Origin of the sequence: Halobaculum sp. EA56, assembly GCF_051195075.1 — an archaeon.
Classification (GTDB): Archaea; Halobacteriota; Halobacteria; order Halobacteriales; family Haloferacaceae; genus Halobaculum.
On record NZ_JBNTJX010000007.1, the window covers coordinates 58206 to 83459 of the forward strand.

At 73.0% G+C, this 25254-nt stretch carries 28 protein-coding genes; 13 read left to right on the forward strand and 15 right to left on the reverse strand.

The window, feature by feature from the left end; all coding sequences use genetic code 11:
- Positions 1–25 precede the first annotated feature (25 nt).
- Together ACQUQ1_RS13085 and ACQUQ1_RS13090 are read right to left on the reverse strand one after the other, a co-directional pair.
- A complete protein-coding gene (locus tag ACQUQ1_RS13085; protein ID WP_435064746.1) occupies positions 26–316 on the reverse strand; it encodes a UPF0058 family protein in 291 nt (96 codons plus the stop codon).
- A gap of 154 nt (positions 317–470) precedes the next feature.
- Positions 471–875 (reverse strand): CopG family transcriptional regulator, encoded by a 405-nt coding sequence (locus ACQUQ1_RS13090; protein ID WP_435064747.1) that lies wholly within the window; start codon positions 873–875, stop codon positions 471–473.
- Between the two features lie 218 nt (positions 876–1093).
- Between ACQUQ1_RS13090 and ACQUQ1_RS13095 the strand changes: the two genes are divergently transcribed.
- Positions 1094–2515: an MFS transporter gene (locus tag ACQUQ1_RS13095; RefSeq protein WP_435064748.1), complete on the forward strand. Its 1422-nt coding sequence runs from the start codon at positions 1094–1096 to the stop codon at positions 2513–2515.
- A gap of 57 nt (positions 2516–2572) precedes the next feature.
- Here ACQUQ1_RS13095 and ACQUQ1_RS13100 read toward each other — a convergent pair whose 3' ends face one another.
- The 5 genes from ACQUQ1_RS13100 to ACQUQ1_RS13120 all read right to left on the reverse strand — a co-directional run bounded on the left by ACQUQ1_RS13100 (position 2573) and on the right by ACQUQ1_RS13120 (position 10186).
- A complete protein-coding gene (locus ACQUQ1_RS13100; protein WP_435064749.1) occupies positions 2573–3733 on the reverse strand; it encodes an acyl-CoA dehydrogenase family protein in 1161 nt (386 codons plus the stop codon).
- Between the two features lie 91 nt (positions 3734–3824).
- Positions 3825–5693 (reverse strand): class I adenylate-forming enzyme family protein, encoded by a 1869-nt coding sequence (locus tag ACQUQ1_RS13105; RefSeq protein ID WP_435064750.1) that lies wholly within the window; start codon positions 5691–5693, stop codon positions 3825–3827.
- A gap of 83 nt (positions 5694–5776) precedes the next feature.
- On the reverse strand, positions 5777–7984 hold the full coding sequence (locus tag ACQUQ1_RS13110) for a DUF4350 domain-containing protein (protein ID WP_435064751.1): 2208 nt from the start codon (positions 7982–7984) through the stop codon (positions 5777–5779).
- 96 nt (positions 7985–8080) lie between these two features.
- Positions 8081–8467: a methylmalonyl-CoA epimerase gene (gene mce, locus ACQUQ1_RS13115; RefSeq protein ID WP_435064752.1), complete on the reverse strand. Its 387-nt coding sequence runs from the start codon at positions 8465–8467 to the stop codon at positions 8081–8083.
- Between the two features lie 39 nt (positions 8468–8506).
- Positions 8507–10186, reverse strand: coding sequence for an acyl-CoA mutase large subunit family protein (locus tag ACQUQ1_RS13120; protein ID WP_435064753.1), 1680 nt, complete (start codon positions 10184–10186; stop codon positions 8507–8509).
- A 122-nt stretch (positions 10187–10308) separates the two neighbouring features.
- On the opposite strand from ACQUQ1_RS13120, the gene ACQUQ1_RS13125 reads away from it, so the two are divergent.
- Positions 10309–10770, forward strand: coding sequence for a CopD family protein (locus ACQUQ1_RS13125; RefSeq protein ID WP_435064754.1), 462 nt, complete (start codon positions 10309–10311; stop codon positions 10768–10770).
- 66 nt (positions 10771–10836) lie between these two features.
- Here ACQUQ1_RS13125 and ACQUQ1_RS13130 read toward each other — a convergent pair whose 3' ends face one another.
- Complete coding sequence (locus ACQUQ1_RS13130; protein WP_435064755.1) at positions 10837–11511, reverse strand: DNA methyltransferase; 675 nt, start codon at positions 11509–11511, stop codon at positions 10837–10839.
- 125 nt (positions 11512–11636) lie between these two features.
- Here ACQUQ1_RS13130 and ACQUQ1_RS13135 point away from each other — a divergent pair, with 125 nt between their 5' ends.
- Positions 11637–12296 carry an O-methyltransferase gene (locus ACQUQ1_RS13135; protein ID WP_435064756.1) on the forward strand — a complete coding sequence of 220 codons (660 nt, stop codon included), beginning with the start codon at positions 11637–11639 and terminating at the stop codon, positions 12294–12296.
- 202 nt (positions 12297–12498) lie between these two features.
- On the opposite strand, the gene ACQUQ1_RS13140 is transcribed toward ACQUQ1_RS13135, so the two are convergent.
- Both ACQUQ1_RS13140 and ACQUQ1_RS13145 read right to left on the reverse strand, forming a co-directional pair.
- Complete coding sequence (locus ACQUQ1_RS13140) at positions 12499–13257, reverse strand: 2-keto-4-pentenoate hydratase (RefSeq protein WP_435064757.1); 759 nt, start codon at positions 13255–13257, stop codon at positions 12499–12501.
- Positions 13254–14048, reverse strand: coding sequence for a creatininase family protein (locus ACQUQ1_RS13145; protein WP_435064758.1), 795 nt, complete (start codon positions 14046–14048; stop codon positions 13254–13256). Before ACQUQ1_RS13145 ends, ACQUQ1_RS13140 begins: the two co-directional genes overlap by 4 nt.
- 114 nt (positions 14049–14162) lie before the next feature.
- On the opposite strand from ACQUQ1_RS13145, the gene ACQUQ1_RS13150 reads away from it, so the two are divergent.
- The 5 genes from ACQUQ1_RS13150 to ACQUQ1_RS13170 all read left to right on the forward strand — a co-directional run bounded on the left by ACQUQ1_RS13150 (position 14163) and on the right by ACQUQ1_RS13170 (position 16928).
- Positions 14163–14567 (forward strand): nascent polypeptide-associated complex protein, encoded by a 405-nt coding sequence (locus ACQUQ1_RS13150; protein ID WP_435064759.1) that lies wholly within the window; start codon positions 14163–14165, stop codon positions 14565–14567.
- Positions 14564–15307 (forward strand): methyltransferase domain-containing protein, encoded by a 744-nt coding sequence (locus ACQUQ1_RS13155; RefSeq protein ID WP_435064760.1) that lies wholly within the window; start codon positions 14564–14566, stop codon positions 15305–15307. Before ACQUQ1_RS13150 ends, ACQUQ1_RS13155 begins: the two co-directional genes overlap by 4 nt.
- A 57-nt stretch (positions 15308–15364) precedes the next feature.
- Entirely contained in the window at positions 15365–16207 is an 843-nt protein-coding gene (locus ACQUQ1_RS13160; protein ID WP_435064761.1) for a transcriptional regulator TbsP domain-containing protein, read from the forward strand.
- Positions 16208–16279: 72 nt separating this feature from the next.
- The gene (locus ACQUQ1_RS13165; protein WP_435064762.1) at positions 16280–16513 is read left to right on the forward strand and encodes a hypothetical protein; all 234 of its coding nucleotides are present in this window, start codon (positions 16280–16282) and stop codon (positions 16511–16513) included.
- A gap of 7 nt (positions 16514–16520) precedes the next feature.
- Positions 16521–16928 (forward strand): hypothetical protein, encoded by a 408-nt coding sequence (locus ACQUQ1_RS13170; protein WP_435064763.1) that lies wholly within the window; start codon positions 16521–16523, stop codon positions 16926–16928.
- An 85-nt stretch (positions 16929–17013) separates the two neighbouring features.
- Here ACQUQ1_RS13170 and ACQUQ1_RS13175 read toward each other — a convergent pair whose 3' ends face one another.
- The gene (locus ACQUQ1_RS13175) at positions 17014–17616 is read right to left on the reverse strand and encodes a DUF6517 family protein (RefSeq protein ID WP_435064764.1); all 603 of its coding nucleotides are present in this window, start codon (positions 17614–17616) and stop codon (positions 17014–17016) included.
- Between the two features lie 214 nt (positions 17617–17830).
- Between ACQUQ1_RS13175 and ACQUQ1_RS13180 the strand changes: the two genes are divergently transcribed.
- From ACQUQ1_RS13180 to ACQUQ1_RS13195, 4 genes are all read left to right on the forward strand, one after another.
- Positions 17831–18370, forward strand: coding sequence for a transcription factor (locus ACQUQ1_RS13180; protein WP_435064765.1), 540 nt, complete (start codon positions 17831–17833; stop codon positions 18368–18370).
- Positions 18371–19042, forward strand: coding sequence for a DUF2110 family protein (locus ACQUQ1_RS13185; RefSeq protein ID WP_435064766.1), 672 nt, complete (start codon positions 18371–18373; stop codon positions 19040–19042).
- A gap of 14 nt (positions 19043–19056) precedes the next feature.
- The gene (locus ACQUQ1_RS13190; RefSeq protein WP_435064767.1) at positions 19057–19875 is read left to right on the forward strand and encodes a DUF5803 family protein; all 819 of its coding nucleotides are present in this window, start codon (positions 19057–19059) and stop codon (positions 19873–19875) included.
- A gap of 86 nt (positions 19876–19961) precedes the next feature.
- Positions 19962–20687, forward strand: a complete 726-nt coding sequence (locus tag ACQUQ1_RS13195; protein WP_435064768.1) for an HAD-IIB family hydrolase — start codon at positions 19962–19964, stop codon at positions 20685–20687.
- A 58-nt stretch (positions 20688–20745) separates the two neighbouring features.
- Here ACQUQ1_RS13195 and cutA read toward each other — a convergent pair whose 3' ends face one another.
- The 3 genes from cutA to ACQUQ1_RS13210 form a co-directional block, all read right to left on the reverse strand.
- Entirely contained in the window at positions 20746–21081 is a 336-nt protein-coding gene (gene cutA / locus ACQUQ1_RS13200; protein WP_435064769.1) for a divalent-cation tolerance protein CutA, read from the reverse strand.
- Positions 21082–21091: 10 nt separating this feature from the next.
- Positions 21092–21295, reverse strand: coding sequence for an HEWD family protein (locus ACQUQ1_RS13205; protein WP_435064770.1), 204 nt, complete (start codon positions 21293–21295; stop codon positions 21092–21094).
- 107 nt (positions 21296–21402) lie between these two features.
- Positions 21403–22014, reverse strand: a complete 612-nt coding sequence (locus ACQUQ1_RS13210; protein ID WP_435064771.1) for a GNAT family N-acetyltransferase — start codon at positions 22012–22014, stop codon at positions 21403–21405.
- 100 nt (positions 22015–22114) lie between these two features.
- Between ACQUQ1_RS13210 and ACQUQ1_RS13215 the strand changes: the two genes are divergently transcribed.
- Complete coding sequence (locus ACQUQ1_RS13215; protein ID WP_435064772.1) at positions 22115–22669, forward strand: class I SAM-dependent methyltransferase; 555 nt, start codon at positions 22115–22117, stop codon at positions 22667–22669.
- A gap of 48 nt (positions 22670–22717) precedes the next feature.
- On the opposite strand, the gene ACQUQ1_RS13220 is transcribed toward ACQUQ1_RS13215, so the two are convergent.
- A complete protein-coding gene (locus ACQUQ1_RS13220) occupies positions 22718–25216 on the reverse strand; it encodes an ATP-dependent DNA helicase (protein ID WP_435064773.1) in 2499 nt (832 codons plus the stop codon).
- Between the last annotated feature and the right edge of the window lie 38 nt (positions 25217–25254).

Genomic DNA, 25254 nt, shown 5'->3' on the forward strand with positions numbered 1-25254 from the left:
ACCGGTCGCGGCCGCCCGGGCGCGGTCACTCGGACGACGGGCCCGGCGGCGGCTCCTCGACTGCCGCCGGCGACGCCCCAGACGGGGCGGCGTCCCCGGACCCCGCGGCGTCGTGCCCGGCGACCGCCGCGAGCGCGGTCGCGAGCGCGAGCACCGCCGCCTCGTGGTCCTCGCGGCCGGCTCGCATCGACATCGGCGTGACCCCGAGCGACTCGTACGCGTCGAGGGCGTCGCCCGGGAGGTCGCCGCGGGCGGAGAGGTAGCCGGCGGCCGTCCGAAGGAGCGCGTGGAGGTGGACCAGTTCGTTCTTCCGCATCCGCGGGAGCTAGGGGCGGACGGCGGCTAACCCTGTCGGCGAACACGTTCGCGCGCTCCCTCCGACGACCGGGGAATCCGAAGCCGTCGCTCGCGGGCGTTGTCGTCGGTCGGGGTACGGAAGCGGCGCGGCGTGGTCGCCCGGCGGATCGGCGTCAGGCGCCTGAGGCGGAGCCGCCCTCGGCGCGGTCGCGGTAGACGCGCAGCAGCTCCTCGAGGATCATGCCGGACCGGTCGGTGGTCTCGTAGTTCTCGTCGATGAACTGCTCGGCCTCCTCGAAGTCGTTGCGGAGGCCGAGCTGTCGGACCGTGATGACCGCGTTGAGGAAGTCGCGGCCGCCGTCGGCACCCAGGAGCACCGGCTCCTCCTGCAGGTCGAGCTCCTCGCGGATCTCGCCGTAGTTGAACGTCTCCGGCTCCCAGTCGTCGCTGACGAGCGCGAGCACGTACTCCGCCGAGAACCGGTAGAACTCGGACTTGCTCTCGAAGACGCCGTCCTCGACGAGCGTGTCGATCTCGTCGACGACCTTGTCCGGGTACCGAACGGTGTCCTTGGCCATTCCGAGTTCCTCCTTCGTCCGCTCGTTGTAACGAACTGTATAGAGTCTTTTGGTTACTTGACAGACTCGTCGCGGGGAACGACGGAGAGACGGCCTGAGATGGATGAATCTCGGGATCGATAGGGGGAGACGACATTCGTTCCCGAGGGAGAGCGGCCGGGAACGAACGGGCCGCCGGAACCGTGCGGTTCAGGTGACCCGTCGGCGAACGCCGGCGCGTGAGGCGCCCGTCGCTCGACGCCGTCCGCGGGTTCGACCGCGCGGTGTACGTGATCGCCGCCGGCCAGCTGATCAACGTCTTCGGCGGCGGCCTCGTCTACCCGTTCGCGACCGTCCACTTCCACCTGGAGGTGGGCATCGCCCTCTCGGTCGTGGGGCTCGGCCTCGGCGCCAAGAGCGTCGCGACCGCCGGCGGGACCGCCGCGGGCGGATTCCTCTCGGACGCGGTCGGGCGCAAGCCCGTGATGGTCGCCTCGATGGCGCTCGCGGCGGTGGCGCTCGCCGCGTTCGCGTTCGTCCCCGCGCTCGCCGGCCTCGTCCCCGCGGCCGTCCCGGCGACGACGGGTATCTCCGCCCTCGGCGTCGCGTTCGTCGGCGTCTGCGTCGCATCGGGGTTCGTCCGCGGGCTGTACACCCCCGCGAGCCACGCGATGACGGCCGACCTCACGGACCCGGACGAGCGCGACCGGGGGTACGCCCTGCTGAAGGTGGCGAACAACGTCGGCTTCGGCGCGGGGTTCGTCGTCGGCGGGGTGCTGTACTCGCTGGCGTCGGTCGCCGTCTTCGTCGCCGACGGCGCCACCTCGGCGGTCGTCGCGCTCGTCATCCTGCTGTTCGTGCCGCGGGTCGCGGACGACGACGGTGCCGACGCCGCCGAGGCGGGCGCCGACGTTTCGGGCGGGGAGGGAGACGACGCTCCGGACGACGGCGCCGCCCCGATCCCGCCGACGGGCGCGCTGGCGGCGTGGTGGCGCGCGGCGACCCGCCCACGGGTGCTCGCGCTCGCGGGCGTCAACGTCGGCTTCGCGGCCATGTACGCCCAGATGCAGACGACCGTCCCGGTCGTCGCCAAGGAGGGACTCGGCCTCACGGCCGCCCAACTCGGGACGCTGTACGTCGTCAACCCCCTGACGATCGTCCTGCTGCAGATCCCGCTCGTCGACGCCGTCGGCGGGTGGCGCCGCACGCGCGGGCTCGTCGTCTCGGCGTGCTTCTGGGCGGTGTCGATGCTGGCGGCGTGGGGCGCGGACCTCGCGTCGGTACCCGGGGGCGGCGGGCTCGCCGCGCCCGCGGCCCTGGTCGGAGTCGCGCTGGTCGGCGGGCACCTGTTCCTCCGGACCGTCGGCGAGATCCTGCACGCGCCGCTGGCGTCGGCGCTGATGTCGGACCTGGGCACGGCCGCCGAGCGCGGGACCCAGCTGTCGGTGCTGGAAGTCGCCAAGCGCCTGGGCATCGGCCTCGGGTCGTTCGTCGGCGGGCTGTTCTTCGACTACGGCCTCTCGGGGCTGCTGTGGCCGACGCTCGTCGCCGTCTGCGGGCTGGTCGTGGTCGGCCTGCTCGCGCTCGAGCGGACGGTGACCCCGCGGGAGAACGGCGCGCTCGGCGACGCGACCGAGGCCGTCGCCGGGGGCGACGACTGACCGGCCGGGCCGCCGTCGCCGTCCGACGCGACGGCGCTCCCCTCCCCTCGACCGCCCCTACTTCGACTGTCGGTACACCAGGTTCCGCTGGACCTCGTTGGCGCCCTCGTAGATCACCGGGATCCGCACGTCGCGGTACACCCGCGCGATGCGGCGCTCGGTGAGGATGGAGCGGCCGCCGTGCAGCTGCATCCCGCGCTCGGCGCAGTCGACCGCCGTCTCGGTGGACTTGAGCTTCGCCATCGCCGCCCACAGCCCGGCGTTCTCGCCCTCGTGGAGCTTCTCGGCGGCGCGCCAGTTGAGCGACCGGGCGGCCTCGAACTCCGTGCGCATGTCCGCCAGGTCGTGCTGGACCGACTGGAACTCCGAGACGGAGCGGTTGAACGCCTCCCGGTCGTGGACGAACGCCCACGCCTCCTCGATGGCGGCGGCGGCGAGGCCGATGCCGTGGCCCCCGACGACGACGCGGCCGTGGTTGAAGAAGTCCGCGAGCATGTAGAAGCCGCCGCCCTCTGCGCCGATCAGGTTCTCCTCGGGGACGAAGCACTCGTCGAGGACGATGTGGCCCTGTTTGGACGCGCGCATCCCCATCTTCTCGGGGATGTGCTCGGCCTCGTACCCCTCGGCGTCCGTCTCGACGATGAACAGCGAGTAGTTGGAGTAGCGGTCCTCGGCGTCGCCGGTCTTCGCGTAGACGGTGAGCCAGTCGCCCTCGACGGCGTTGCCGACCCAGTACTTCTCGCCGGTGAGCTCGTAGCCGCCCTCGACCTTCTCGGCCTCCGTCGTCATCCCGGCGAGGTCCGACCCCGTCTGCGGCTCGGAGACCGCGAGCCCCGAGATCTGCTCGCCCTCGGCGACGGGCCGGACGTACTCCTCGCACTGCTCGTCGGTGCCGTAGTCGTACACGAGTTCGTTGCCGAACGAGGCCAGCATCATCGTCAGCCCGATGCCGGCGTCGGCGCGGTAGAACTCCTCGGCGATGGCGAGCATCTGGAAGATGTCGAGCCCGCGGCCGCCGTACTCCTCGGGGATGTCCTGGCCGACGAGGCCGGCCTCCTGTCCCGCCTCGAGCACCTCCCAGGGGTAGTCGTCGGCGGCGAAGTGCTCCGCGGCGACGGGGGCGATGTGCTCCGCGGCGAACTCGCGTGCTTCCCGCTTGACGTCGCGCGCGTGCTCGGGCACCAGCGACTCGTCGAGCAGACCGAGGTCGGCGTTCATGATCGACGTACGGGAACCGCGGACCATAACCTCCGTGGAACCGCGGACCCGGGGATCCGCGTTTACTCGCGCCGTCGCGGTCGTGCGGGGGCTACGGCGAGTTCGCGTCCGCGTCGGACCGGTCGCCGTCGCCGCCGTCACGGTCGCCGTCCGCGTCGTCGACGGCGGACTCGTCGTCGGTATCGGGTCCGTCGTCGCTCCCGGGACCGGAATCGCCGTCCCCGTCGTCCGCCGCCGTCGCGTCCTCGGGGTCGCGGGCGTCGCCCGCCGGGTCGGCCTCGACGGGATCGGTTCCCGCGTCCGCGTCCGCGACGCGTTCGAGCCGGTCGCGCACCGCCGGCCTGCGGACGGTGCCCGAGTCGGTGCGCGGCAGTTCCTCCGCGAACGCGACCGTCCGCGGGAGCTTGAACCCCGCGAGCCGCTCGCGGCAGAACGCCTCCAGGGCCGCCGCCGAGAGCTCCGGGTCCGAGCGGACGACGAGCGCGGCGACGCGCTCGCCCCACTCGGGGTCGGGGACGCCCGCGACGGCCGCGTCGTCGACGCCGGGGTGCGCGCGGAGGACGGCCGCCACCTCGCCGGGGTCGACGTTCTCGCCGCCGGTGATGATCCGGTCGTCCACTCGGTTGAGGACGTACAGGTAGCCGTCCTCGTCGCGGTAGCCGACGTCGCCGGTCCGGAGCGCGCCGTCGGCGGTGAACGCGTCGTCGGTCGCCTCCGGATTCCCGTAGTACCCCTGCGCGATCGACGGCCCCGAAACGACCAGCTCGCCCGTCTCGCCCGGCGGGAGTTCCTCGCCGTCCGGGCCGGTGACGGTCACGTCCGTCCAGAACAGCGGGCGGCCGACGGTGCCGACGCGCTCGAACGCCTCGTCGGGCCGGGCGGTGGCGATCTGCGAGGCCGCCTCGGTCATCCCCCACGTCGGATGGACCGGCACGGAGTAGTCCCGACAGCGCTCGATGAGGGCGTCGGGCGCGGGCGCGCCGCCGAGCAGGACCGCCCGCAGACACCCGGGGAGCGTCCCGCGGGCGTCGAGCATCCGCGAGAGCATCGTCGGCACCAGCGAGACGCCCGCCACCCCGTACCGGCGGACGTCGTCGACGGCGCCGCCGGCGTCGAACTCCGACCGGAGGACGACGCTCGTGCCGTACAGCGCCGCCCGGTACAGCGGCATGATCCCCCCGGTGTGGTGCAGCGACAGCGTCGCGAGGTAGCGGTCGTCCGGGAGCACCCCGAGGCGGAACGCCGACGCGGTCGCCGACGCGAGGACGTTCCCGACCGTCAGCGTGACGAGCTTCGGGTCGCCGGTCGTCCCGGAGGTGAACAGCATGAGCAACGGGTCCGCCCGCCCCCACCGGACCGACGGCACCTCCCCGTCGGGCGCCGCGTCGATGCCGACCGCCCGGTCGTCCGCGGGGTCGTCCAGCGACACCACCGGCACCGGCCGCGGGGAGGCGTCGGGGTCGTCGTCGGCGACCCGGGCCGGCTCGAAGCCGTCGACCGACCGCCAGCCGGGTCGGTCGCCGTCGGCGTGCGAGTCGTCGCCGGCGTTCCCGCCGTCGTCGTCCCCGGCGGGTCGCTCGTCGGCGTCGTCCGCGTCGCCGGCGGGGTCGAGGGCCGCCGCGACGGCGAGCGCCTCGGTGTCGGCGCCGCACACGAGCGCCGTCGCGTCGGCGGCGGCGAGTTTCGGCGCGAGTTCGGTCGCGGTGAGGCGGTCCGAGCACGGGACCAGCCTGACGCCCAGGCGCATCGCGGCGTGGACCAGCGCCACGTAGCCGGCGCGGTTGCCGAGGACGACCGCGAGGTGGTCGCCGGGGACGATCCCCAGCCCCGACAGCCGGCCCGCCAGCGCCTCCGCGCGGGCGTCGAGATCCGCGTACGTCAGCGACTCCCCCGAGCCCGCCAGCACGAGCGCCTCGGCGTCGGGCGTGGCGGCGACCCGGTGGGAGAGCAGGTCGCGCATGCACCCCGGATCACCCTCGCCCCACTACGCTCTTTCCATCCGACCGACGCGGGCGAGTCGGACCCGGCCGGAGTCTCGGTCGCTCAGTCGTCCGACCCGGCCGCTCCGCCATCGGTGGCGTTCCCGTGCTCGCGCTCGTCGCCACCGGGGGCGCCGTGGCCGCCGCGAGGGCGCCGCCCCTTTCGTTCGCCCTCGCTCTCGCCTTCGTCCTCCCTCCCGCTTTCGCCCTCGTCCTCGCCCGCGTCTTCGTCTTCGCCCGCCTCGAACTCCGGCGGGTCGATGTCGGTATCGCTCGTCACGGGCAGGTCCGGCCGACCGGCGTTCGACCGGGGGTCGTCCACTACGCCGCTCCCGACGCGGATGTCGGCGTCCAGCGACGCCAGGAGGTCGTTCACCCGGGCCCGGTCGGCCGTCCGGTCGGCCAGCACGACGACCGCACCGCCCCCGCGGGCGTACCGACGCAGGGCCGCGAGCTCGTCGCCGTCGTACGCCTCGGTAGGGGCGGAGACGATGACGGCCCGCCCGCGGGCCAGCTCGCCCATCGAGAGGGTGTTGAACTGCGTGAACCCCACGTCGAGCCCCTCCAGATACCGCTGGAAGAACGCGGCGTCCTCGGCGCAGACGCTTTCCTCGGCGGCGAACTGGCCGTGACCGCCGTCGACGAGCACCTCGCCGGCCCGCTCGGTCAGCGCCCCGATGACGCCCGCGGTGAACTGGAAGTAGTCGTAGGCGCTCGGGTCGTCGACCGGGGTGTCCGCCTCGTCGTAGTCCTCGTCGACGGTCTGTGCGCCCACGAGCGCGACCCCGGCGTCCTCGTCGACGGCGGCCAGCGGCGCGCTCGGTCGCGACGCGGAGGAGGCGGCACGTGCGATCACCTCGCCGCCCTCGCCGGGGTCGACGGGGACCGCCTTCGGGAACAGCACGTCACGGACGCGCGAGGGTCGGGTCGGCGGGGCGGTGTCGACGTCGCTCTCTGCCCACACGCCCAGGCCTCGCTTGCGCGCGACCCGCTCGATCTCGACGAACGCGTCGTGTCTCGTCAGTCCGGAGTCGTACACGCGGGCGTACCCCTCGGCGACCGCGCGACGGTTGTACAGCGTGTCGCGCGCGCCGTCGCCGTCGGCGTCGTACCGGAGGTAACACAGCAGCCGACCGAAGTTCCCGCGGACGCCCTCCTCGGGGTCGAACGAGAGCCCGACGGTCGCGCCCGCGAGCTGGTCGACCGCCCACGCCTCGGCGGCCGCGCCCTTCGAGAGGAGGTATTCGAGCGAGTCGATCCCTTCCCACTCCGCGGGGAGCTCGGGACCGGCGGCGGTCTCGGGCGTGTCGATGCCGAGCAGGCGGACGGTGTCGAAGTAGTCCGGCACGCCGTCGCGCGGGATCCGCACGTCGACCGTGTCGCCGTCGGTGACCCGAACGACCTCCGCGGTGTACGTCCGGCTCGGGTCGATCTCGAAGCCGAGCCCCGGACGGTTCGCGAACAGGCCGGCGTAGTCGGCGTCGAACCGGTCGGTGGTCGGCACGAAGCCGACGCCCGCGTTGTTCGTCTCGTCGATCACCTGGTCGTCGTTGAACCGGAACCCGAGGTCGAGCGCGGCCGCGACCTCGTTGAGGTTCCCGGTCGCGTCGAAGTCGTTGAAGTCCGACTGGTGGAACACGAGCAGCCCGCCGCCGTTCGCGACGAACGTCGCCAGCGCGTCGCGCTCGGGAGCGCTGAACCCCTCGCTCGGCGAGGTGACGATCGCGGCGTCGGCCGTCGAGAGCGCGCCCGCGAAGTCGCCGTCTGCGCCCGTCGCCTCGACGGCGTACCCGTTCGACTCGGCGTACTGGATGAAGGCCGTGTGCTTTTCAGCGTCGTAGAACTGGCCGTGCGTCTCGTCGAACACGACCGTCCCCGAGCCCGCGACGCGGTCGAGGGCGTTCAACACGAACTCCTCGTTGCCGAAGGTGAAGTCGGTCCCGTTCTGGACGATCGGCGCGCCGAAGCCGACGACCCCGCCGTCGACGCCGACCAGCGGGATCGGGCGGTCATCGGGATAGTCCACGGCGGCCTCCGCGCCGCCGTTGCCGTCCTCGTTGACGTTCACGGCGGTCGACTCCGCGCGCACCGCGACGAACTCGGCGTCGGCGGCCGCCGGCGTTCCGTCCGCACCGAGCAGGCTCGCCGTCGAGTCGAAGACCAGTCGACCGATCCGATCGCTGTTCGTCGATTCCGCACGAGCGCCCGTCGACCCGACCGCGAGCGCCCCCGCGCCCGCGCCGACCGCGCCGAGGAAGTTGCGTCGTTGCACGGGCGGATCCGACGACGGCCGAGATATAATTCTGTCGTCGAGGTGCTACAAATAATGGCGGAGCGATCCCGTGACAAAACGTGTCATTCGAAGGGATCAGTGCTCGACGAACTCCACGAGCACGCCGCCGGTGTCCCGCGGGTGGCAGAAGGCGACCTCGTGGCCCCACGCGCCCGGCCGCGGCTCCTCGTCGATCAGGTCCACCCCGAGGTCGCGGGCGCGCTCCAGCGCCCCGCGGAGGTCGTCGGTCGCGAACGCGAGGTGGTGGATCCCGGGGCCGTTCCGGTCGAGGTAGTCCGCGATCGCTCCCTCCCCGTCGAGGGGTTCGAGCAGTTCGAGGTACGACCCGCCCACGTCGAGGAAGACGACGGCCATCCCGTCGAACTCCTCCTCGTGGGCGACCTCACAGTCGAGCAGGTCCGTGTACAGCGCGGCCAGTCCCGCGGCGTCGTCGGTGGCGACGCCGGCGTGGTCGACGTGCATGTCGGCCGCGTGCGCCGCCGGAGTGATAAAGCCGCTCGCCTACTGCCCCGGCTTGTACTCGCCGAACTCCTCGCGCATCACGTCGCAGATCTCCCCCACGGTCGCGTACGCCTTCACCGCGTCGACGATGTAGGGCATCACGTTCGCGTCGCCCCGACAGGCGTCCCGCAGCGCCGCAAGCGCGTCCTCGACGGCCTCCGAGTCGCGGTCCTCCCGGAGCGCCTGCACGCGGTCGATCTGCGCCTGTTCCTCCTCCTCGGAGACCTCCTCCAGGTCGACGTGGGCCTCCTCGTCCTCGACCTCGTACTCGTTGACGCCGACGATGACCCGCTCGCCCTCCTCGATCTCCCGCTGGCGCTCGAAGGCGGTGTCCTGGATCTGCCGCTGGACCCACTGGTTCTTCACCGCGTCGAGCATCCCGCCGCGACGGTCGACCTCCTCTAAGATCTCGAACGCCTCCTCCTCGATGCCGTCGGTGAGGCTCTCGACGTAGTAGCTGCCCGCGAGCGGGTCGATCGTGTCGGCGGCGCCGGACTCGTGGGCGAGGATCTGCTGGGTCCGCAGCGCCGTCCGCACCGACTGTTCGGTCGGCAGCGACAGCGCCTCGTCCTTCCCGTTGGTGTGGAGGCTCTGGGTGCCGCCGAGGACGGCCGCCAGCGCCTGGTAGCCGACGCGCACGACGTTGTTCTCGATCTGCTGGGCGGTGAGCGTCGAGCCCGCGGTCTGGGTGTGGAACTTCAGCTGCTTCGACTTGGGGTTCTCCGCGCCGAAGCGCTCCTCCATGATCTTCGCCCACATCCGGCGAGCGGCGCGGAACTTCGCGACCTCCTCGAGGATGTTGTTGTGGGCGTTGAAAAAGAACGAGAGCTGCGGGGCGAACTCGTCGACGTCGAGGCCCGCGTCGACGGCGGCCTGCACGTACTCGATGCCGTTGCCGAGGGTGAACGCGATCTCCTGGGCGGCCGTCGAGCCCGCCTCGCGGATGTGGTACCCCGAGATGGAGATGGTGTTGAACTTGGGGGTCTCCTCGGCACAGAAGGCGAAGATGTCGGTGATGAGCCGCATCGACGGCTCCGGCGGGTAGATGTAGAGGTTGCGCGCGATGTACTCCTTCATGATGTCGTTCTGGATGGTGCCCCGCAGCGCCGCGCGGTCGACGCCCTGGCGGTCGCCGACGGCGATGTACATCGCCAGCAGGACGGCCGCGGGCGCGTTGATCGTCATCGAGGTGGACACCTCGTCCAGCGGGATGCCGTCGAAGACGCGCTCGAAGTCCTCCAGGGAGTCGATGGCGACGCCGGACTTGCCGACCTCGCCGGCGGCCATGTCGGCGTCGGAGTCGTACCCCATCTGCGTGGGGAGGTCGAACGCCATCGACAGCCCCGATGAGCCCTGGTCGATGAGGTACTGGAAGCGCTCGTTCGTCTCGGCGGCCGTGCCCATCCCCGCGTACTGGCGCATCGTCCACAGCCGGCCGCGGTGCATCGTCGGGTAGACGCCGCGGGTGTACGGCTCCTCCCCGGGGAAGCCGATGTCCTCCTCGTAGTCGAGATCCGACACGTCGTCGGGGGTGTACAGCCGCTTCACCTCCTGCCCGCCGGTGTCGGTGGTGAACTCCTCCTCCCGCTCCCCGAAGCGGTCGAGCGTCGGCGAGAGGGTCTCCTCCTCCCACTCCCGCTTGCCCTCGCGGATGGCCTCGAGATCGTCGGGGTCGAACATGACCGATCCATCACGGGCCCGCGGCTTAAGCGGACTGGAGGTGACCCGACGCGGCGCGTTCCCTGGGCCCCGGTCGCCGCGTCGTATCGGGATTTATGTGGCTCCCGTCGCTGTGACTGTCCGTGCAACCGACACCGATGCAGGCCGCGCTCACCGCGGCGTACGTGTTCCACACGCTGTTCGCCGGCCTCTGGGTCGGCGCGGTCGTCCTCGTCGCCTGGAAGGTGATCCCGCCCGCGAAGGCCGGCGACGTGAGCCCGGAACTCCTGGAGAGCGTTACCTCCGGGCTGTCGACCATCACTCGCGTCGGCGCCCTCGTGTTCCTCGCGACCGGCGGCCACATGGCCGCGACCGTCTACGGCGCCGAGGGCCTGTTCGCCCCCCCACGCGGCCACGTCGTCCTCACGATGCTCGGACTCTGGGTCGTCATGACCGGCCTCGTCGAGGTCGGCGGGGGCAGGATCCGGTCGGCCCTCGAACAGAACAAGGTCCGAACCGCCGCCCGCGACGGCGATACCTTCCTCAAGGCGGCCGCGGCCGTCGGCCTCGTGCTGCTCGTCCTCGGGGGGTATCTCGCCGCGTGATCGCGGCCGCGCCCCCGGCGGTCCCGTCGTGACGGCGCCCCCGCGAGCCCGGGGTTCGCGCTCGACTTACGCCTCGCGCTCCTTCTCGAACACCAGGCAGTACGAGTGATCGAACCCGTAGCCGTAGTTCCCCGGGGTGCCGTCGTACCCGTCGCCCTCCCACTCGATCACGACCTCGCCGTCGAACCGGAACACGTCGCTCACGCGGTCGGCCACGTCGAACGCCAGCGGGGTGACGTGGTCGCCCTCGCGGACGTTCACCACGTCGACGAGAACGGTTCCGCCGGGTGCCAGCACCGAGCGCACGCCCCGGAACGCCGTCTCGACGTCGTCGAGGTACTCCCCGTAGGTGGTCTCGCCCGCGTAGTTCTCGAAGGGGTTCAGGTCGATGCTGTGGGTCATGAACGGCGGCGACGTGAAACAGCAGTCGCACGGGGGGAACCACGAGCCGTCGAGGTGGAGCGCGCTCCCCCGGCGGACCTCGCCCTCGTCGCCGAGGCGGTCGCGGATCGCGGCGACGCGCCCGGGTTCGAACTCGACGCCGAACGGGACGCGACCCATGCGCTCGGCCGCGGTCAGGGTCGTCCCGAACCCCGCGAACGGGTCCAGCACCCGGTCGCCGGGGACGGTGTACTCCTCGAGGAACCGCTCCACGAGCACGTCCGGCGTGCGGACCTCGTCCGAGTGGCCGGGAGGGAGGGGATCGCGGTGGCCGAACTCCAGCGTGAGATGGGTGTCCATCGCCTACCGCCCCGGCGAGAGCGAGCGTCATAACTCCCACGACGTCGGGGGCTCCCCGACCCCGGACGAGTTCCCGACGGGGACCCGGCGCAGGGATACAAGTCGCCGGACCGCGTGCGGCCGGCATGGTACTCCCGGAGGCGGTCTCACGGTTCGTTCGCGCGGGCGGCCCCGAGCACACCGCGGTGCAGGAGCGGATGGCGGCGTTCGCCCGCGAGCACGACTTCCCGAACATCGGCCCGGAGTCGGGCGCGGTCCTCCGCCTCCTCGCCCGGGTGACCGACGCCGACGCCGTCTTCGAGTTCGGTTCGGGGTTCGGGTACTCCGCCTCCTGGTTCCTCCGCGGCGGCGCCGACCGGGTGATCCTCACGGAGTTCGACGCCGACGAGCTCGACAAGGGCCGGGAGTTCATGGCCGACGCCGGACTCGCGGACCGCTGCGTCTTCGAGGGCGGCGACGCGATGGCGACGGTCGAACGGTACGACGGCCCGTTCGACGTGGTGCTCGTGGACCACCAGAAGGAGCGCTACGCCGACGCCCTCCGCGCCGTCCGCGGGAAGGTCCGCCCGGGCGGGGTCGTCGTCGCCGACAACACGATGCGCGGTCCCATCGACTTCGACGCGCTGCTGGCGTACCTGGAGGGCGACGCGGACGCGATCGGCGGCGAGAACGAACAGACCCGCGGCATCGCCGCGTACCTCGACGCCGTCCGCGCCGCCGACGACTTCGAGACCGCCCTCCTCCCGGTCGGCTCCGGGCTGGCGGTGAGCACGAAGGTCGCGTAGGGCGGATCGGCGGCTCGTCGGCTCCCGGCGAGGGTTCAAATACGGAGCCGGCACCAGCACCCGCGTGCGCTGAGAGCGGTCCCGTCGCGTGACGCGGGCGTGCGACACGCCGCGGCGGGAGCGAGGCCGGGGGCGCCGTGCGGGAGGTCGGGACGGGGACGGCCCGCACGACGGTCCGGACCGCGGGTGTCGCCTGTTCGCCCTACCGGACGCGGAGTTCGACGCCGCCGAGCGACGCGAACGTCGCCGTCGCGGTCTCCCCGGCGGCGACGGGAGCCGGCTCCGTCAGCGACCCGGTGGTGACGAGCGTGCCGGCCGGGAGGCCGCCGACCGCGTCCGCGAGCCACGCCAGCGCCGCGAGCGGGTGGCCGAGCGCGTCCGCGCCGACGCCCGAGTCGACCGGCTCGCCGTCGACGCGGAGCGTGACGGCCTCGTCCGCGAGCGCGATCCCCCCGGGAGCCACGTCCGCGCCGACGACGAGCCCGGCGTCGAGGCAGTTGTCCGCCACGGCCAGCGGCGCGTCGAACGCCCACCCCGTCCGGCTGTCGACCAGCTCCAGCGCCGGGACGACCGCGGCGAGCGCGTCGCGGGCGGCGCGCCTCGTCGCGTCGGCCGGGAGGGTCTCCCCCAGCCGGAACGCGATCTCGGGCTCGACGCGGAGGCCGACGAACTCCCCGGCGTCGACGGTCGCCGGCGAGGGACGGACGGTCCCGCCGAGCACCCGGCCGTACCCCGGCTCGTCGACCGCGAGGTCGCGCTGTACGCGCTCGTTCGTGAAGCCGATCTTGTAGCCGACCGGCTCCCCCCGGGCGCCCCGGAGCCGGTCGACGAGCCGCTCCTGGACCCGGTAGGCGTCGGCCGTCGAGTCGAGATCCGGCAGCGACCCCGGATCGACGGGCGTCGCCCCGCCGTGGACCGTCGCGAGCGTCGCCGCCAGGTCGTCCGCGGCGTCGGGGTTCATCGTCGGCTTCCCGGCCGCGGGTCGACGTGCGGTTTCGGCATGAGGTCCTCGAACGGCTGGTCGTCGAGCCACCCCAGCAGGCGGACGAGCCGGTCGCTTGCCGCCTCGAACAGCCGTTCGCCCTTCTCGGGCGTCGCGTCGGTCTGGTCGCCGAAGACGCCGTTCGCGGAGTTGTCCGGCGAGTCGTAGTACGTCCGGGCGCCGAACTGTCGGGTGTCCGACTCGGTGAGGTCGACCGTGCCGCCGTCACGGGCGTCGGCCAGTCGGTCCTCCCTGACCAGTTCCCCGGCGATGTGCATGATCATCGCCGTCTCCTTGGGGCCGCCGTGGGGGCCGTTGTGCGCGAACAGGTCGTCGACGAGGTCCGGGATCGACTCGTTCCACATCCACTCGACGGCGTAAGCCGTCTCGTCGCGCCGGAGGCGGCGGCCGACCTCCCTGAGGTGCCGTGTGTTGCCGCCGTGGGCGTTCACGTAGACGATCCGGTCGATCCCGTGGTACGTCAGGTTGCGCGAGAAGCTCTCGACGTAGTCGCGGAAGACGCCCGGCTCGACCCACATCGTGCCGTGGAACTGCCGGTGGTGCTCGGAGACGGCGATCCGCACCGGCGGCGTGCACAGGAAGCCCGTCCGCTCGGTGGCCTCGCGGGCGAGCGCCTCGGCGATGAGGTAGTCCGTCGCCAGCGGCAGGTGCGGGCCGTGCTGTTCGGTCGAGCCGAGCGGGACGACCGCGACCGACTCCTCGGCGACGTAGTCGCCCAGGTCCGGCCACGTCCGGTGAGAGAGGTACATGGGACCCGACAGGGCCGGAGGAGGGATGAAAGCGCGGGTGTCGGCGGTCGACCCGGGAGGGCGTCCAGCGGGCGCTTCGCCACGCTTTTGCTCGCCGCGGGCGTCGCTGCGCGTATGTTCGGAGGCGGCGGTATGAACCCGCGGAAGATGCAGCAGATGATGAAACAGATGGGCATCGACGTGACCGAGATCGACGCCGAGGAGGTCGTCATCCGGACGGCCGACGAGGAGCTCGTGTTCGACGGCGCACAGGTCACGCGCATGGACGCCCAGGGCCAGGAGACCTACCAGATCGTCGGCTCGCCGGAGACGCGCGCGCTCGGGTCCGGCGAGGAGTCCGCCGACGCGGAGGGGGCCGGCGACGTCGACGGCGACGACGGAAGCGCCGACTCGGGCGGGATCCCCGACGACGACGTGGAACTGGTGGCGACCCGCGCGGGCGTGAGCGAGGCGGACGCCCGCGAGGCGCTGGAGGCGGTTGACGGCGACCTCGCGGCGGCGATCTCCCGGCTGGAGTGAGCTCGTACCTCCTCGTCCACGCCGAGTCGGACCGCGAGTACCTCCGCGGCCCCGGCGAGGAACTCCAGACCGACCTCGGCGTGCTGGAGGTTCCGGAGGACGTGGAACACGGCCAGGTGCTGGAAACCCACCTCGGCGAGGCGTTCCACGTCCGGCGCCTGCGCGGCCCGGACCTCTTCAACCACTTCGAGCGCACCGGCGCGCCGATGATGCCCCGCGACATCGGCCTCGTGATCGGTCACACCGGCGCGCAGGCCGGCGACCGCGTGCTCGACGCGGGCACCGGGACGGGCGTCCTCTCGGGGTATCTCGGCCGCATCGGCGCCGAGGTGGTGACCTACGAGGTCGACGCCGAGTTCGCCGAGAACGCCCGCGAGAACATGGCGATGGGCGGCGTGAGCGACCGCGTCGACGTGCGCACGGGCGACCTGACCGAGCACCTCGACGACCTCGCCGCCGGCGAGCCGTTCGACCTGCTCACGCTCGACACCGCCGACGCCGCCGCGGTCGTCGAGCGCGCCCCCGACCTGCTCGTCCCGGGCGGCTACGTCGCCGCCTACACTCCGTTCGTGGAGGACGCCCGCGAGACCGAACTGACCGCCCGCGAGGCCGGGCTCGGAACCGTGGAGACCCTGGAGACGATCCAGCGCGAGCTAACGGTCGACGAACGCGGCACCCGCCCGAGCACCGCCGGCGTCGGCCACACCGGATACCTGCTGTTCGCCCGCCGTATCGACTGATAATACAACGAACGAGAATCCTGAAAATTGAAGTCGGGGTGTCACGGACCCCACACCATGTCAACTGGTTCGCCATCGGCGCTCGCCCGACGGGCGGTGGCCGACACGTCCGATCCCCTCGTCGTCGCGCCGCCCCTCCCGCTGGCGCGGGCGGTCGTCGACCGCCTCAGGGACGCCGGCGACGACGAGGGGGCGCACGTCGGGTGCGTCCGACTGCTGTGTACGGAGTCCGTCGCCGAGGCGACGTTCGACGACTTCCTCGCGGTCGCGGACGCCGCCGACGCCGTCGACCGGGGTCGGCTGGCCGTCAGAACCGCGGACGACCTCGACGCGAGCCTCACGCTCGCCGACGGGCGCGTCCACGCGCACCTCTCGCTGTTCCCCCAGGGGGACGACGCGTCCGGAGCCGCGGACGGCGGCTTCCGCGACGTAGCCGCCGCCGACGACTCGGTGTACGAGGCCGTGGCCGCGGCGTACGAGACGGAGTGGGAGGACGCCGACGGGTACGACTTCGAGACGCCCGGCCGCTCGACGCTGGTGGAGTCGTTCGGCGACCGCTGGCCCGAGGCGGTCGGGACGTTGGCCGGACTGTTCGAGGCGGCCGAGTCGCTCCCGGCCGACGACCCGCTCGGGCCGGTCACCGCCTGCACGCTCGTGGCCGCCCGGCACCGCGTCCTGACGATGCGCCTCGGCGAGTGGGCCGAGGAGGTCGGCTTCTCCAGCCGGACGGAGATCGCACGCGCGAAGGCGCGCCTCGTCGACGCCGGGCTCGTCGACACCGAGCGCGAGCCGGTCGGCGTCGGTCGGCCCCGCCACCGGCTCGTCGTCGCGGACGACCGGCTCGCGGACGCCGGGCCCGTGACCCTCCTCGAACGGGGCCGGGAGGCCCTCGGGTCGTGACCCGAAGGGACGGCCGACGGCCGTGAGCCGGGGACACCGATAAGGCGGTTCGAACCGTTGCCTCCGACAGTGATGAGCGCCGACGACACGAGGGACACCCACGGCGACGTGACGACGACGTGGCCGGACTTCGGTATCGCGCTGTACGAGCGGCTCACGGGTCGGGGCGCCGAGATCAGCTACACGTTCGACGACCTGGAGGTGGACGTGCCGAGCAAGGCCGGCGAGGACGCCGAGCACGCCCACTGGCGGCTGAACGGGACGCTCCGGATCGCCTCCAGCGAACACGGGGACGGCGAGGAGTGACGGCCGCGTGAGCGGCGACCCGACCGGCGGCCGGGACGAGGGGGAAACGGCACGGAGCGACCGCGACGTCCCGCCCGCCGAACGTATCGCCGTCGACGACCTCCGGATCGAGGCGGACCTGGACCTCGCGGTCGACGGCGACCCGGTCCGGGTCCGGTCGACCGGGGGCCGGATCGACGTGTTCGTCCGCCGGTTCGGCGTGCTCCCCCGGATCGACGAGCTTCGGCGGGCGCTCCCGTCGCCCGTCGGCGACGCGCTGGAGCGGGTGCCAGTCGGGGTCCACGTCGCCGGCGTGGAGGTGGCGCGGGTCGACCCCGGCGTCCCGTCGGGGCCGCTGTCGCGGCTGCTCGGCGTCGCGCCGGCGCGAGTCGACCTCCCGGGAGTCGCGCGGGCGCTGCTCCGCCGTCGCGAGTGAGTCCCTCCGGGGAGCGAGTCGCTCCCGCAACCGGGTCGCCGCCGCGGTCCGCGGGGATCGCCGGGTCGCGTCGACGGCCGGCCGCTCACCCCGTCTCGCGGATCAGCTCGTACAGCTCCTCGCGGAAGCGCTCCGGCTCGAGCGCCCGGGAGAGCGCGTCGCCCGTGGCGTCGTCGGGCGCCCGCCGGACCGCCGTCGGATACGCGCCGCCGGCGAGCAGGTACGCGTCGCCCGACGGTCGGACGGCGGCGCACCCGCGGGCGCGGACGTCGACGCCGTCGAGCCGACACAGCGCCTCGTACGTCGCGACGCGGGCGTCGGTTCCGATGCGGGCCGCGGCGCCGGCGTCGTCGACGGGGTCCGCGCGGCGGACGCCCTCGAAGCCCCGCTCGGCGAGCGTGTCGGCGAACCCGGCGTGTGCCCGGTCGGCGACGAGGCGGGTCAGCGGGCCGGACGGTTCTGTCGGCGGCGAGAGGGCGAGTCGGCTCGCGACGAAGAACCGCCAGAGGCGGTCCAGCCCGGTCTCCTCGCGGACGCGCTCGCGGAGCGCCTCGTCCTCGTAGACGACCGTGGCGGCCTCGACGGTCACGACCTTCGCGTCGAAGGCGACGCTCTCGCGGCGCTCGCGCTCGCGCCAGCCGCCGGCGGCGAGCGACTCCGTCGGCGGAGACGGGAACTGCGCCGACATGGCACGTTCCGGGGTGTCGCCGGCGAACGGTATAACTGTGCGTGCGGCTGTCGCGTGGCGTATCCACGGCCTCGTGTGCGAGCGCTTCGCGTGGAAGCGGCCGACGCCCGGCGCGCCGGCGGGACCGCGAACGGACCGGCCGTCCCCGAATCCGTCGGCCGCGGGACCGGGCGAGTCGGTGACTTTAACCGGCATCCACCCCCAGTTTCGACAAATGGCTTTTGAGGACCTCCTGGAAGACCCTGTTATCCAGAAGTACCTCCACGAGCTCGTCGGTCCGACGGGGATGCCCGTCGCCGCGGCCCCGCCGGACGGCGAGGTCACCGACGAGGAACTCGCGGAGGAGATGGGACTGGAGCTGAACGACGTGCGCCGGGCGCTGTTCATCCTCTACGAGAACGACCTGGCGTCGTACCGCCGGGTGCGCGACGAGGACTCGGGGTGGCTCACCTACCTGTGGACGTTCCACTACGAGAACATCCCCGAGAACCTGGAGGAGGAGATGCACCGCCTGCTGGAGGGGCTCGAGCGGCGCCGCGAGTACGAGTCCGACCACCAGTTCTACCTGTGTGAGGTGGACTCCATCCGCTTCGAGTTCGAGGAGGCGATGGAGTTCGGCTTCGAGTGCCCCGAGTGCGGCTCGCCGCTGGAGTCGATGGAGAACTCCCGCCTCGTCGAGGCGATGGAGTGGCGCATCGACCAGCTCCGCGACGAACTCAACGTCGAGCGCGACGAAGCCGAGGCGGAAGCGTAGATGGTCGTCCTCGCGACCAAGTGCTACGTCGGCGGCGACGCCCGCGACCGTGCGCTCGACGGCATGACCTCGCTCGTCGCCAACGACCTCGGCGACCTCGACGTGGAGTACGACGTCGGCGTCCGCCGCGACGACTTCGTCTCCGTCACCGTCTCCGGCGAGGACGAGACGGTCGCGCGCAACGTCCTCCGGGAGGAGTGGGGCGAGGTGACCGACCACTTCACCGACGGCGAGGCGTACGTCGGTACCCTCGAAGGCTGGGACGAGGACGGGTTCGTCCTCGACGCCGGCACGGAGATACGGGTCCCCGCTGACGGGATCGGCCTCGGCCCCGGCTCGCCGGGGCAGGTCCGCGACCGCTTCGGCCTCGTCCAGCACCTCCCGATGACGTTCGTCTACGACGCGGAGGCTGGCCACGAGCTTGCGGACGCGGAACGCGACCGGCTCTACGACTGGACGCGCGGACAGGGCCGCGTGAACGTCAACTCCGCGACCCGCGCGGAGGTGCGCGCCACCGTCAACCGCGCGGGCCACGCGAACGACATCGTCACCGTCGAGCGGCTCGGCCTGCTCGAACAGAGTATCGTCTGCCGGGAGAACACCGACGCGCCCGGCCTGCTCGCCTCGATCGGCGGGTACCTCCCCTCGGAACTGAAGGCCGTCGTCCCGTAACAGTCGACCACCCAATGACCGACCGGAGACGACTCCTCGCGCTCGCGGCGCTCGCCGGCATGCTCGCGCTGTCCGGGTGTACCGGCCTCCTCGGCGGCGGCTCCGTCTCCGAGGAGCGCCTGGACGCCGACCCCGCCGGGGGCGAGTACGACTGGAACGAGAGCGTCGAGTCCGACCTCGACGCGCACATCGTGATCCACGAGAACGCCACCTTCTCGGCCGTCTACGCGATCGAGGGCGGCGGGATCGAGCTGTTCCGCCGGGACGGCCTCGGCGGGACGAACCCGCTGGACGTGCGGGCCGTCCGCTACCGCTACCCCAACGGGACGGTGATCACCGGCTCCGAGCTCCGGGAGCGCGGCGCCGTCGAGCGGACGCGCGACGTCGTCCGGATCGACTTCCCCGGCGAGGGCGACGTCGACGGCGACCGGATCGCGTTCACCGCCGGGTCCACCCCGAAGCGCTTCGCCCTCCCGACGTACGTGACCGGGTCCTACGAGGTGGTGTTGCCGCCGAACCGCCGCGCCTCGCTGCCGGTGTTCGGCGACTTCAGCCCGAGGCCCGAGAGCACCACCGTCGACGACCGGAACCGCCTGCACGTCCGCTGGGACGACGTGCAGACCGACTCGGTGATCGTCCAGTTCTACCTCCCGCAGGACATCCGGATCTTCGGGGGCGTCTTCGCCCTGCTGGCGCTCGTCGGCGGCGGCGGCCTGCTGTACTACCGCCGCCAGATCGAGGCCCTGCGCGAGCAGCGCGAGGAGCTCGGCCTCGACGTGGACACCGACCCCGACGACCTCGGCGACGACGGGCCGCCGCCGGGGATGCGCTGAGGCGGTCACCGAACGGGGTCACACCACACCGCGACACACCGCGCCGAACCGACGCCCCTTTTCGCCCGCCCCCCGTCGGGTCCCCCATGCCGTCGGACGCCCCCGCGAGCCTCGAGATCCCCCCGGACGCCGACCTCCCGCCGCTGGCGCTGGACATCGACGGGACGCTGACGACGCCCGACGGTGCCGTCGATCCGCGGGTGTTCCGCGTGCTCCCCGAGTGGCCGGCGCCGGTCGTGCTCGCGACGGGGAAGTCGTTCCCGTACCCGGTCGCGCTGTGTCACTTCCTCGGGATCCCCGAGCGCGCGATCGCCGAGAACGGCGGCGTCGTCTGCGTCGACGAGACGGTCCGGATCGAGGGCGACGCCGAGCGCGTCGCCGCGGCCGCCGACGCCTTCCGCGAGCGCGGCGGCGACCTCGGCTGGGGCGCGGCCGACACGGTCAATCGCTGGCGCGAGACGGAGGTGGCGGCCCGCCTCAGTGCGGACGAGGAGCTCCTGCGCGCGGTCGCCGACGAGTTCGACCTGACGCTGCTCGACACCGGGTACGCGTACCACCTCACCGACCCCGACGTGAGCAAGGGTCGGGGGCTCCGGGAGGCGGCCGGGATCCTCGACGTCGAACCGGGGTCGTTCGTCGCCGTCGGCGACTCGATGAACGACGCCTCCACCTTCGAGGTCGCGGGAGAGAGCTACGCCCTCGCGAACGCGGACGACGTGGCGAAGGAGGCGGCCGATACCGTCGTCGACGAGGGGTACATGGACGGGACGACGGCGGTGCTGGCGGACCTGGCGGGGCGCGCGGAGAGCTAGTTCGAGAAACGGGGTCGCACCGCGGCGGCGTCGAGCGCCCGCGCAGCGGTGGCCCGGACTACTCCTCGCCCGACCCGCTCGCGTCGGCGGCCCCGGTCGCGTCCGCGATCCACTCGGCGAACGGGTCCGCGACCGCCGCCTCCTCGAACCGCTCGATACAGGGCGTCTCGTACGGGTGAAGCGCCGCGATCCGCGCCTCGGCCTCGGCGGCGCGTCCGTCGGTGGTCTTCGCGAGCAGGACTTCCTCGGGTTCGTCCGCGTGGACCTCGCCGTCCCAGCGGTACGTCGACCGGCAGGGGACGCGGTTGACGCAGGCGACGAGGCGCTCCTCGACGAGCGTCGCGGCGAGGTCGGCGGCCGCGCCCGGCGGCGCCGTGACGTACAGCGTCGGCACGGCGGCCCCCTCAGGCCTCGCCGCCCCGCGGGTCGGCGTCGACGTCCTCGAACGGGACGAACGAGCCGTTGATGTCCCACTCGTGGATGCAGTAGATCTCGCCGACCGCGTCGGCGTCGGCGACGACCCAGCTCTCGGTCTCCTCGTCGAACCGCTCCTCGCGGCCGCACCGCTCGCAGGTGCGCGCGGTCGGGCGACGGATCCGGACTGGCATACCGGACACTGCGCCGCGATCGGACTTAAACCCAGCCGTGGCCGGGACCGGACCGGACGCCCCGGTCGTCGCGGTCGCCGCGCCGGGTTCCCCCGGCGTGCGCGCCCTCACCCGGCGCCGCCACCGGCGTCCGCGAGGTCGGCCAGGTCCGCGGCGACGATCCGCTCCTCGCGCTCCTCGCCGCCGAGGGAGGTGGTCTGCCGGCCGACCGTCTCGAAGCCGAGGGAGTCGTAGAAGGACCGCCCGACCTCGTTGTCCGCGAGCACGACCGCCGAGAGCCGGTCGTGGTCCGCGAGGAACCGGCGCGCCGTCGCGCGGACGAGCGCGGTCCCGACGCCCTCCCCCCACGCGTCCGGGCGGACGTAGATGCGCCGGAGGACGACGTTGCCGGCGCCCGCGGAGTAGCCGGCGTGGGCGAACCCGAGCAGCCGGTCGTCGGTGTCGGCGTCGGTGCCCTCGTCGGCGTCGCCGGCGTCGTCGTCCCCGCCGTCGGTCCCGGCCCCGCCCGCGTCGGTCGCCCCGGAGGCGTCCGCCTCGGCGACGAGGAAGGCGCCGTCGCCCGCGATGTCGCGCCGGAGGCCCGCCGGGTCGTACCACTCGTCGACGGTGGCGTCGATGGCGTCCGCCGAGAGGAACCCGCCGTAGGCGGCGTGCCACGACTCGCGGGCGACTGCGGCGACGGCCTCGGCGTCCTCGGGGTCGGCCTCGCGCACGTGCACACGCGGGAGTTCGACCCCCGCCGACAAAACCGACGGGGGTTCCCGGGGGCGCTCCCCGGTGGGCGGGAGTGTTTAGCCGGTCCGGACCGAACGGCGGCCGATGGGCTTTCACACCTACGACGTGGAGCGCGCCGACGCGCTGGAGGACCCCGACCGCTTCCGGTACTGCTCGGCCGAGGAGCTGCTCGCGGCGCTGGCGGTCCCCGGGGACGCCGTCGTCGCCGACCTCGGCTCGGGCACGGGCTTCTACACGGACGTGGTCGCGCCGCACGTCGGCACCTGCTACGCCGTCGACGTCCAGCCGGAGATGCACGACCTGTACCGCGAGAAGGGCGTCCCCGAGACGGTGGAGACGGTGACGGCCGGGGTCGAGGACCTCCCGTTCGGGGACGGCGCCCTCGACGCCGCCCTCTCGACGATGACGTACCACGAGTACGCGGGCGAGGCGGCGCTGTCGGAACTCGCGCGCGTCGTCCGCCCCGGCGGCCGGGTCGTCACCGTCGACTGGAGCAGACACGGCCCCGGCGAGGCCGGCCCGCCCCGCGACGAGCGCTTCGTCGTCGGCGACGCCGCGACCGCCTTCGGCGACGCGGGCTTCGTCGTGGAGCGGGCGGAGTCGCGCCGGGAGACGTTCCTGTGCGTCGCGCGGCGGTAGGCGAGAGCGGAATCGGGGCGTGGCGTCGACCCCGCCCGGCGGGCCGGACTACCCGTGCTCCTCCCAGAAGCGCTCCAGCCCGAACCGGAGCATGTCGGGGCTCACGGGGCGGAACTCCTCGCGCTCGTAGGCGGGGAGGTACTCCCGCACCGCGTTCCAGGACTCGCGGGCGTAGCGCGCGTCGACGAGACAGCGCACCCCGACCTCCTCCGGCCCCCGAATGACGCGGCCGATCGCCTGGCGCGCCTTCCGCACCGCGGGCACCGTCAGCGCCGTCTCGAACCCGCGTCCGAACTCGCGATCGTACGCCGTCTTCACCGCGCGCGTTCGCGGCGACGACGTGTCGATGATCGGGACGCCACAGACGACCGCCGCCGCGAGACGGTCGCCCTCGTAGTCGACGCCCTCGGTCAGGGTGCCCCGGATGCTCGTGACGAGCACCTTCGCGTCGCCGTCGAAGAAGTCGGCCTTCAGCGCCTCCGTGACCGCGTCGTCGCTGGACTCGTCCAGGAGGACCGGCTTGTCGACGCGGTCGTCGGCCTCCAGTTCGCCGGCCATCCACTCGGCCTCGCCGTAGCTGGGCATCCCGACGAGGACGTTCCCGGGCGTCGTCGCGGCGACCTCGGCGGCGGCGTCGACGTGCGCCCGGCGGGTCCCGTTGTCCTCGCTCGCTCGCGGGTCGCTTCCCTCCCCGCTCGCATTCGAGGTGCTTCGCACCTCGCTCGGCGGCCCGCGGTTCGAGTACGTGAACTTCGGCGCGTCCACCGCGAAGGAGGCGCGGTTCTCCTCGGGGAAGCCCAGCCCGTAGGTGCGCTCCTCGACCGGCCGGCCCTCGGATTCGAGGTAGTTGAGGCCGGTCACCTCGCGGAACACGTCGAGCGGGGCGAGCGTCGCGGACATGAGGACGCCGCCGCCGAACTCGGCGAGTCGCTCGCCGATGGCGTCCGCGGGCACGCAGTTGTGCAGCGCGAGCCGCGCGTTGTAGGCGCGCCGCCAGGAGTCCGGCGGCTCCGTCTCGTCCCACGTGCGCAGGAGCTCCAGCTCCCGGAAGTACGTCTCGTGGTCGCAGCGGTACCAGGCGTTGAGCGTCCGGCCCACTCCGGGCGCCGCTCGCTGTCTGTCCTCCTCCTCGGCCTCGTCGAGGATCCTGGCGACGACGGCCCCGACCTGCTCGGCGCGCGCCCACACCTGCTCGCCGTAGCCGGCGTCGCGGGCCCACTCGGTGATCTCGTCGACGCCGGGCTCCTCGGGGTCGCGCAGGGGGATCTCCTCGTCCCGGAGGTCCGTCGGGTCCTCGCGCCAGCCGCGGCGCTCGGCGTCGAGGAAGCCCTCGACGCGGCGGTCCAGTTCCTCGCGGAGGTCGCGCAGGAACTCGACGAGCAGCTCCACCTCGTCGAGGCTCACCTCGGCGTCGGCGAGCTCGCCGCGCACCAGGTCCGCGTCGGTGGTGCCCTCGACGCGCCGCCCGGACTCCTCGAACCTGACCGGCTGGAGCACCCGCGTCAGCTCGTTCTCGGCGTCCCGGAGGCTCGCGTCGGCGACGCCGTCGGAGACGAGGTCGCGCACGCGGGGTTCGAGCATGTGCGCCTCGTCGCAGACGACGAACGTGGCGTCGTCCACGAGCGCGCCCGTGAAGCCGCCCACCGTCGTCGGGTCGAACGCGTGGTAGTAGTTGCCGATCACGACCTCCACCTCCGGGAGGAGCGCGCCCATCACCGAGTGCGGGCAGGTGCCGTGACCGGCCGACAGCCGCACCAGCTCCTCGGCGTCGATCAGCCCGCGGTCGGCGAAGTCGAACGGCACCGCCTCCGCGGGGTCGCCGTCCTCGGGCAGGTCGTCGAGGTACTGCGCGTAGAAGGGGCAGTACTCCACGCCGTCCCGCGTTGCGCTGCTCGCGGTTCCACCGCTCGCGTTCGGGTCGCTTCGCGCCCCGCTTCCCCCGTGCTCCGGCATCTCGGGGAGGTACGGGGTGGGCTCGCCGGCGGTTTCGAGGTAGTCGGCGCCGTCGGCGCCGGTGTCGGCCAGCCCCGTCTGCGCCCGGCGGGCCCGCTCGGCGAGCGCGCCGGCGGTCGTCTCGCCGCCGTCGGCGTCGCCGACGAGGTCGCGGGTGCGCTCGCGCAGGCCCTCGCAGCGGTCGTACACGTTCGTCGCGTCGACCCCGCCGCGGTTCTCGCGGGCGTACGGGCACACGTCCGCCTTTCCGACGAGCGTCAGTCCCGAGACGGGGCGCCAGTCGTCGGGCAGCCCCTCGTTGATCGTGCGGAGGTCGGCCTCGAACTGGCGGAGCTGTTGCTTGACGCTCGTGAGGACGAGCACGCGCTCGAAGCCGCTGTCCGGGTCGCGCACGAGGTCGATGCCGGCGGTCAGCGCCAGCATCGTCTTCCCGGTGCCGCAGGCGCCCTCCAGCGCCAGGTACCCCCCGTCGTCGGCGACGGCGCGGGCGGCCTCGACGCCGTCGGCCTGCTCGGGGTACGGCTCGGCGTGCCCGAACACGGTTTGCCACGGCTCGTCCGTCGCCTCGCTCACGGTGTGGTCGGCGGTTGCCACGGGTTTCAGTCCGTCGATGGTCCCGTTCCCGTACCTGA